This window comes from Nitrosomonas supralitoralis (assembly GCF_003011925.2).
Classification (GTDB): Bacteria; Pseudomonadota; Gammaproteobacteria; order Burkholderiales; family Nitrosomonadaceae; genus Nitrosomonas; species Nitrosomonas supralitoralis.
On the sequence record NZ_PXXU01000007.1, the window covers coordinates 88,843 to 97,240 of the forward strand.

Annotated in this window: 8 protein-coding genes and 1 pseudogene; 2 read left to right on the forward strand and 7 right to left on the reverse strand. The window is 41.1% G+C overall.

The genetic code is table 11. The features are described 5' to 3' along the window. Positions 1 to 172 precede the first annotated feature (172 nt). Together C7H79_RS03810 and C7H79_RS03815 are read left to right on the forward strand one after the other, a co-directional pair. A complete protein-coding gene (locus C7H79_RS03810) occupies positions 173 to 2,245 on the forward strand; it encodes a di-heme-cytochrome C peroxidase (protein ID WP_106705968.1) in 2,073 nt (690 codons plus the stop codon). 49 nt (positions 2,246 to 2,294) lie between these two features. Next, the gene (locus C7H79_RS03815) at positions 2,295 to 3,575 is read left to right on the forward strand and encodes a cytochrome P450 (protein ID WP_106705969.1); all 1,281 of its coding nucleotides are present in this window, start codon (positions 2,295 to 2,297) and stop codon (positions 3,573 to 3,575) included. Between the two features lie 254 nt (positions 3,576 to 3,829). Here C7H79_RS03815 and C7H79_RS19405 read toward each other — a convergent pair whose 3' ends face one another. The 7 genes and pseudogenes from C7H79_RS19405 to C7H79_RS19410 form a co-directional block, all read right to left on the reverse strand. Then, positions 3,830 to 4,165: a four-helix bundle copper-binding protein gene (locus C7H79_RS19405; RefSeq protein WP_106705971.1), complete on the reverse strand. Its 336-nt coding sequence runs from the start codon at positions 4,163 to 4,165 to the stop codon at positions 3,830 to 3,832. 134 nt (positions 4,166 to 4,299) lie between these two features. Further along, the gene (locus C7H79_RS03830) at positions 4,300 to 4,584 is read right to left on the reverse strand and encodes an ElaB/YgaM/YqjD family protein (RefSeq protein ID WP_106705972.1); all 285 of its coding nucleotides are present in this window, start codon (positions 4,582 to 4,584) and stop codon (positions 4,300 to 4,302) included. 593 nt (positions 4,585 to 5,177) lie between these two features. Continuing rightward, the gene (locus C7H79_RS03835; RefSeq protein ID WP_106705973.1) at positions 5,178 to 6,263 is read right to left on the reverse strand and encodes an AI-2E family transporter; all 1,086 of its coding nucleotides are present in this window, start codon (positions 6,261 to 6,263) and stop codon (positions 5,178 to 5,180) included. A gap of 397 nt (positions 6,264 to 6,660) precedes the next feature. Beyond that, the gene (locus C7H79_RS03840; protein ID WP_106705974.1) at positions 6,661 to 6,969 is read right to left on the reverse strand and encodes a hypothetical protein; all 309 of its coding nucleotides are present in this window, start codon (positions 6,967 to 6,969) and stop codon (positions 6,661 to 6,663) included. 643 nt (positions 6,970 to 7,612) lie between these two features. Then, positions 7,613 to 7,783 carry a hypothetical protein gene (locus C7H79_RS18725; protein WP_242447125.1) on the reverse strand — a complete coding sequence of 57 codons (171 nt, stop codon included), beginning with the start codon at positions 7,781 to 7,783 and terminating at the stop codon, positions 7,613 to 7,615. Further along, the gene (locus C7H79_RS18730) at positions 7,771 to 8,055 is read right to left on the reverse strand and encodes a hypothetical protein (protein ID WP_242447126.1); all 285 of its coding nucleotides are present in this window, start codon (positions 8,053 to 8,055) and stop codon (positions 7,771 to 7,773) included. Before C7H79_RS18730 ends, C7H79_RS18725 begins: the two co-directional genes overlap by 13 nt. A gap of 72 nt (positions 8,056 to 8,127) precedes the next feature. Next, a pseudogene (locus C7H79_RS19410) lies at positions 8,128 to 8,254 on the reverse strand (IS1595 family transposase); the annotation flags it as partial. Between the last annotated feature and the right edge of the window lie 144 nt (positions 8,255 to 8,398).

The window sequence follows — 8,398 nt, forward strand, 5'->3', positions numbered from 1 at the left end:
ATGGACCTCGAATAGGTATATTCAAGAGTCCTGTAATGTGAGGAGCCAGCAATCATTGCCACCTTACAAGATAATTGGAGAGTGGAATGCAAAAATTATCATTGTAATATGTATGAATTTCTTGTTCTTGACAGTAATGGTTAAACACAATTAAGCAGAAAGGGGAGCCATCGTGAAACAATCATTTGAATCGTCAAAAAAACAGTTGCTATCTTTTATTTCAGTTTTACTTCTTTGCGTCGGAATTTCTGCTTGTACACTGATTCCGGAAACCGACCCTGAGCGTGGAGCGGCTACTGTTACCCAAGATCCATTTGGAGACAGCTATACAACGGTGAAGTACCTTGATCAAGGCTGGGACAATGCTGACAGCCTGTGGTTTTATACCACTACGCAGGGATCAAATCTGATGCCTTATGATTTTTTTATGGCATTGGAACAACCCAAGAAATCCGAGCTTTTTCGTAACGATGAAAACATGAATTTCTATCGTTACTTACCTCAGAGAGCCACTTCCGGTAATCCGGATGCATTACCTGTCGGATGGGTAAAAGATAGTTACAAGGATAAAGAATACATAGGCCTGACTTGTGCCGCTTGTCACACTGGACAATTAAACTTTAACGGTGTGGGTATTCGTATCGATGGCGGTCCGGCTAGTGCGGATATGGATACCATCATGAAAGATATCGCTATAGCCATGCACTCCACTCAAAGGGATGAAGAAAAGAAAAATCGATTTGTCAAGAATGTACTTGCGTTAGGCAACTACAAATCAGAGACTGAAATACTAGGAGATCTGGATAAATATAAGCAGCGCCTCTCCAGCTACATAACTATTAATCGCAGTGTCGATGAAAACGGCAACAACGTTCCCTATGGTTATGCGCGATTGGATGCATTTGGGCGTATTTATAACCGCGTGCTGGAGCATCTGGTCAATGATAACGTATTAAAAGAATTATTGAGTGACGGCGGCGTCTTGGGCAATACAGGCATGACGGATGAGGAACTCAATAAAATCATGCAAAATGTGGACCAAATTATGACAGGCGATCAGCGTGATCATTTGGTTCAACGCCTTACCAAAACACTCACATGGGAACAATTAGGAAAATTGCGTCAGAAATTGTTTAATCCACCTAATGCGCCTGTCAGTTACCCATTTTTATGGGATATACCGCAACATGATTATGTGCAGTGGAACGGGCTGGCTGCTAATGCTGGATTAGGCCCGCTCGGACGTAATACTGGGGAAGTTATCGGAGTATTTGGCACGTTAGATTGGAAAGAGGAAAAGGGATTTAGCATATCAACGCTTATCGGTGGACAGAGCGCTGGAACTAAAAAGATTAGTTTTGATTCTTCTGTAAATGTACACAATTTAAGCAGAATTGAGTCGCACCTGGATAAACTGCAATCCCCTGTATGGCCGGAGGACATTCTGGGCAAACTAGACAAGGAACGCGCTTTCAGAGGCAAGTTATTGTTTAATCAGTATTGTGAAAGCTGTCATGCCAGAATTGATCGCGCCGACCCTCAGCGTCGCATCGTTGCGCATATGTCCAAAGTCAGTGATGTAGGAACTGATCCGGTTATGGCCAAAAACGGCAGGGAGTATCAGGGCTATTCAGGCATTTTACGCAACCAATATGTAAGCGTGGGCATCGGAGATATTTTACTTGATCAGAAAGCACCTGTTGCTGCATTGCTGACCAAGGCGACTTTAAATGTGGTGGCCACTCCAGATCCCGACAAATGGTTTCTCCGGCGCTGGGCCGATTGGCTTGTAGATATCGCCACAGCATTTGTTCGTAACAAAATTAACCCTTCACTTAAACATGGCGATTATGATCCGGATACGACAGTTGATCCATTTGCTTCATTAAACGCCTATAAGGCAAGATCATTAAATGGTATCTGGGCTACAGCACCTTATTTGCACAACGGATCTGTGCCTACACTCTATGATTTATTGCTACCAAAAAAACGTGAAGGCGATCCGGAAGAGGGTGAATATCGTCCTGACAAGTTTCAAGTAGGATCGCGTGAATTCGACCCTGAGAAAGTTGGCCTTAAAAGTGAAGGATATAAAGGTTTTACTTTTGATACCAGTTTAAAGGGTAATAGTAATGCTGGACACGAATATGCATCGGGCGTAACGGCGCAGCTTGATGGCACAACTCTGCCAAAACTCAATAAAGAGGAACGATTGGATCTGCTGGAATATCTCAAAACGCTGTGATCTGGATAATTTCTTTAACAGTCTTTATGAATGAAAGGGGAGTAATGCGATGAATACGAGTACAAGTTATCTTGAGCGGTATGATGCAGCGACTGATGCAGATAAATTTCCATTAGTTCGTCGCTGGATGGATACGGAACCTTTACCTTTTTTTAAGGAATTGCGCGCCAAACGTCCCATCCTGGTGACACCCGACTGTACGCTGGTGACCCAGTTCGATGATGTTAGGGAAATACTGACAATGTATAAAATTTTTACCGTCAAGCCTTATGTCCCGAAAATGGATAACTATCTGATGGCGCATGATGATGATGCTCTTCATACGCGAGAGAAATCATTGATGCAGTTCATGCTGAATCGCGACGATTTGCCACGCGTGCGTAATATGGTTGCGGATATTGCCAAGGAAATTCTGAGTAATGCCAATGGCCAGATTGAGGTGGTCAATAATTTCTGCCGCATGGTTCCAGCCACATTGGTACAAAAGTATTTTGGGCTGACGGGAGCCAAAAGAGAAGATTTGATTGAATGGTCTTACTGGAATCAGTACGATACTTTTCATAATCAACCTTTCGATCTGGCATCTCCGGAATTATCGCAACGTATCATTGATCGCCACAACGAAACTTCCAAGAAGCTAAGCGACTTTATCACCATGTTGATTGCAAAGCGACTTCTGGCAGTAAAACTTGAGAAATTGACACTCTCAACGATCGTGAGACTGGAGGATGATATTGTTACTCGAATGCTGCGTACCAGTTTTGCAAAAGAATTGGATTTCGATATCAAACGCTTAGGTATTAATGCGGGTGGGTTACTGATTGGTGCTATTGAAACAACCTCTCAAGCCGTGGCGCAAGTATTGCAATATTTGTTTCAACATTCGGAATGGCTGGAAAAGGCAAAAACAGCTGCGCAAAAAGAAGATCTCACTGAGTTCGATGGAATTGTCTGGGAAGCCTTGCGTTTTGTTCCGATTACTCCCTATTTATTTCGTACTACCGTAAGTGATTATACCGCGGCGAAAGGCACCGATCATGAAACAGTACTGCGTGCAGGTACCTATGTACTGCCAGTAACATTATCCGCTACGTTTGATGAAAGAGCCTTCGAATCACCGGAAGAATTTATTCCACAACGTAACTGGTATAACTATTTTCATTTTGGATTTGGCGCACACCAATGCCTGGGTCGTTATGTTGGTATGGTGATGATTCCTGAAATGGTACGTCAAGTATTTCTTAAAAAGAGTATTGAACCAAAAGGCAATATTGATTATAAATCTGGTCCGTTTCCGGAATCCTATGCTTTATCATGGAATACGCAGTAAAACCAGGAGCTTTTCGTTACGATATTCGTTTATTGATTTGAAAAGACCGCCGCAAAACTGTGTTTATGCGCCTATTAAATTGCTTGCAGTAAAAGTAAATCAAGCAGCCAGAAAATTTTCAGGCACCAAAAAGACAAGCTATGCTGCGGCCTTTGTAAGGTTAATATTCTGACAACAATATTATTGTTGTTGATCCATTAAAACACCCGAATACTCGTTCAAATTCGTAGATACATTTTTATAACTTCAGTTTATTAATTCAATACATTGCGGCACTCGGTTGCGCAACGACGACATGATTCCGCACATTTTTTGCAATGATCCATGTCATGTTGTGCGCACTGATCTGCACACCATTCACATATTTCAGCACATAGTTCACAATATAATTTAGTGAATTTACTTGAGCGCGCCATTGCTCGTACACATTGCAGGCAAGACTCGATGCACTCATAACAGCATATTGGACAGTCATTATGGCTTTCAACACCTGCCATTGCTGACAAGCAAACTTCACAGTCAACAGCACAGATCTGGCAGGCTTCGAGACAACTTAAATACTCACTATTAATGCAGGTATTTTGTTGCATAATTATTTCCTCGCCATGATGTTTAAATTATACAAATAGAAAATAATCTGTAAGGTGATATTCTTCATTTCATCGTACCGAGTTACCATTGCGTCAGTTGATTCCTGCGAAGGTTTTCTACCTTACAGTTTGTTTTAACGTTTACTAAGTAATATGCCAATCACAATACCGCTGCCGAATGCGACAAGTGCACTAGTGAGCGGTCTTTCTTCGATGTAATTTTCAACTTCCTCTCCTGCTTCTTTAGCCTGACTTTTAACCGTTTTCTCTGCGTCCTCAGCCATATTAGAAACATTTTGAGCCTGTTTTTCTGCCAGTTCCTTTACCGAAGTCATGATCGATCCAATATCATTTCTTAAACTGGAAAAATCCTTCTTTAATTGATCCATTTCTTTATTGAAATCATCTGTTGCTGCCATACTTTTCTCCGCTTTACGTAATTTTTGCAATTAATTATCTATCGTTTTACTAGAAATATAATGAATCATTGGTATCTTCTGTTCATTGATGATTCCTGGGCAATAGCATACAAAATCTTTAATGATTGAAATAATGTCATTTAACTTCGAAATTACTAACGATTATGGAAAGAATTACATTCTCACATATTGAACAGATAAATGATGGCCAACACCGATATGGGCACTCCCAATAGCCATGCTAAAAAATATTTACCCATTTTAATCTCCTTTCTGAATTGTAAACAATTGTTAGGTTACCGCTATAAGCCACCGAGAGTTAGTGAGGTAACAACCAGTTAGTTGTTACGCAAGTACCGCGAATTAGAATCGCACTAGACTAAAAGTCGATCCGACCAAACATGCTAGATAACCATAATTTCATGCTAACTCACGATTCATCCCAAGTATGTGCGGTGGCACACAAAACCTTATTGAAAATCGCTCATGAAGTAATTATGAAGAAAAACTGCAAAAAAATAACTATTTCCTTAATGCGTCGGTGTATTATCCGCAATGAAAGAGCGATGCATGGTGCCTTAATCTGAAAAAGATCAGGGTTGATCTGCTGAAATTATTTTTACTTTAGATGCGGGTTGTGACGTCCATAACTGAACCAAAGTAATGCCAATAGCCAGAATGGGAGGTCCGATGAAAATACCAATAAAACCATAAGCTATGATACCTCCTGATGCACCTAGCACGACCAGCAGAAAAGACATATTACTTCCTTTGCTGATAAGATAAGGCCTGACAAAATTATCAATACTGCTGATCACAAAAATGCCCCATAGAACCATAAAAACCGCCCATCCGTAAGATCCTTCGTAAAGAAACCAAATACTGGCGCCTCCCCATACCAAGGTTGGTCCCATTGGAATTACTGATAAAAAGAAAGTAGCAGCGCCGAGCAAAAATGCACTTGAACCTGATACTCCGGCGATAAGGAATCCGATCATAGCCGCGATGGCCTGTGCCAGCGCTGAGCCAAAAATACCATACACCACCCCTGTAACTGTATTGTGGATTTGTGCTAAGGGATCTGTGCCAAGGCTGCCGTTCAGAAGTTTCGCGACAGCATTATGCAACATCTTTATCAGAGCTTCGCCATCTCGATAAAAAAAGAAGCCAATAAATGCAGCGAACACCATTTGCAGTAAGCTCTTGCCAATTATATTGCCTAAATCAAGGAGAAAATTCTTGATCGGTTCGAGTAATCCTTTGAGCAGCGTGCCGACTTCTTTTCCACCAGACATAAGTCCTTGCCAATATTGGATAAGTTGCTCACCGAAGAACGGAGTATTTATAAGCCAAGCAGGCGGTTCGATCGGACCTTGCTCTATAAACCCCTTGACTGATTCGATAGAAGCAGCAACGTTGTCTGCTAAACTGAAAGTGAGTAGTGCTGAAGGAATGATCACGACCAAAACCATTCCTACTATCATCAATAATGATGCCAGCGTAGTGTTTTCCCTTAACAGCCTGCGCAATTGTTGATAAAGCGGCCAGGTAGAAATACATACCACCATCGCGAACACTATTGCCGGGATAAAAGGATGCAGAATCTGGTAACAACCAATGAGAAGAATGGCGATTACAACCAATCGGGCATATTGTAGAATATACTTTTCAGTGCTCATTTTGGCTCTCTTGGTTAAATAAAGCCCGCATACTATTTTTTGATCACTGCTTTATCTTTGATTATCCTGCAAGTAAAGCATCTCTGTTATTTGGCAAATTGCTAAGTGCATTAATACACCGATCGTGGGTGTTAAGGAAAGTGGAAGGAAAGAGCATTTGCCGAAATTGCATCCGATTGCAGGTGATGTCATTACAAAGCGGTCATACACTGCGTCCGGTATCAATTTTTAAATTTGTAATTTATAGTATTTGAGCTGCAACAATATTTACACGACGCAGAATTATAATCATGATAAAAATGGAATGTCCCGTGAGTAAACTCCCGAGGCATTCCGTTTAATCTTACAGATTCCCAATACAAGTCCTGCTTTGTAGTGCCTGCTTGATTAAATTTTATTACTTTGAATTTTGTCCCTCATACCCGTCGCGCGGTCCGGCTGGGTCAACATTTCTATTGCCTGAATTAGATTGTTGATTCTTATTATCGGAAGAATTTTGTTTCATTTTGTCGGAATCAGCCTGTCGACTTTGTTTATTATCATCCTGTTTCTTTTGCGATGAAGATTGTTCAATTGGCTTAGGTGAATTCATTTTATCATCAACTTTGTTTTGTGACTGATTATAATCAGCAAAAACTGATGCGCTTGCAAATAAAAAAACCACGCTAATTATTGACGTTAATAACATTTCTTTTATTTGAATCATGGTATTACTCCTTTTCCGTTTAGTAGAGTAAGTCATGATGCTTTTAATTTTAGATTGGGTCTGTACGTTACCTTACAAATTGAATCATTCGAGGATCAATATCTTCACGCGTGTCATATTCCAGAAGTGGCTCCGCCAATTTTGATTTTATAAATATGTACACGACACGCAACGCTACAGCGCATGAGAATCATTCAAATGAATCTGTACGATTGTTTGATAACAACCCAAGCGTGAGCAGTAAACACTGGCGAATTCAAGTTTGAATGCTACTTTTATAAGATTAACAGGAAGTAAGCTGCGTAAGCATCTGAACTTCTTGAACGATCAAATAAAAGAAGTACAGATGAAGCGCTATCAGCAGTTCACCAAAGAGCGACGATATCAGATATGCGGGTTAAGGAAGACGGGATTTATGACCTGTTAAAACTACCTGAGTGCTTCGACGATAAGAGCGAAATGGATGAAATAGGGGAAGATGACAACCAGTTTGTAGGCTCTGGAGAATATTTGACGAAATCCCTTGAATCTTGTCTTCTAAATAATTTTTTATTTCATTACGTTTTTATACTTTGCGTGGTTATATTCCCAAGGCTGCAACCGATTGGCTTTTGACGGAGCACCCGGGATTATAACCGAGCGCCTATGCAAGTTGTCTGGTCTGATCACCTTCATAAGCACGATCCATCAACAGATGAGCAGGTGAAGTGACGTGGCCATGCATCAGGAGGAGTTGTCGCTCTTCCGGTACATCACGTGCATGTCCCGGAGAGAAGGCTAAGGTTATGGTTGTTCTGGCATCTACGGCAGCCAAATGAATTTTGGTGGCCCTGACGTCTCTGGAGTTACCGATGGATTGCGGGCCGTTCTTTTCAATCCACCCGCACCATCAGGATGCACTTTGATGCTGGTGCCGTCCATCGAAACGGCTTCAATTTTGATACGAATGAGTTTGGTAGTCCACGTCACTTGCAGCCATGCTCGGTAACATAGAGAATTATTAGATCTAATAACTGACATTGCCGTGTTGACGCGGCATACGGTGTTCGATCTGTGTTGATATTGGTTTTCGGTGATTTTCATCACCGCGTTATTTCTAACAGTGTTAACAGGCCCTAATCTCTTCTACTGAATGCAATGCATCATTGCGCATCTGTTAATCAGCGCATTATCAATTTCTATCAATTCATATAATCGATCTATGCTCTATGGCAGTACGAATCTTGCGTAACATCCTGTTGGTTGTAATCCATGATGCGTTGATTTGTTTGGATAAACGCAGTGAGTACAACGCAAAATTTAAAGTCGGTGTTACCAAAACAACGATTGGTGTATAGGCCTCCTCTGTTTCATATCGCTTTTGCCAATCCTGCACGTTCGTTTCTCTTATCCACTTAACCAGAATCATTATCTCATTCGGTTTAATAAA

Bases quoted from the DNA above. Each gene is read 5' to 3' on its own strand.
- C7H79_RS03835 (WP_106705973.1), bottom strand. From the start codon at position 6,263: ATGAGCACTGAAAAGTATATTCTACAATATGCCCGATTGGTTGTAATC.
- C7H79_RS03840 (WP_106705974.1), bottom strand. From the start codon at position 6,969: ATGATTCAAATAAAAGAAATGTTATTAACGTCAATAATTAGCGTGGTT.
- C7H79_RS03830 (WP_106705972.1), bottom strand. From the start codon at position 4,584: ATGGCAGCAACAGATGATTTCAATAAAGAAATGGATCAATTAAAGAAG.
- C7H79_RS03815 (WP_106705969.1), top strand. From the start codon at position 2,295: ATGAATACGAGTACAAGTTATCTTGAGCGGTATGATGCAGCGACTGAT.
- C7H79_RS19405 (WP_106705971.1), bottom strand. From the start codon at position 4,165: ATGCAACAAAATACCTGCATTAATAGTGAGTATTTAAGTTGTCTCGAA.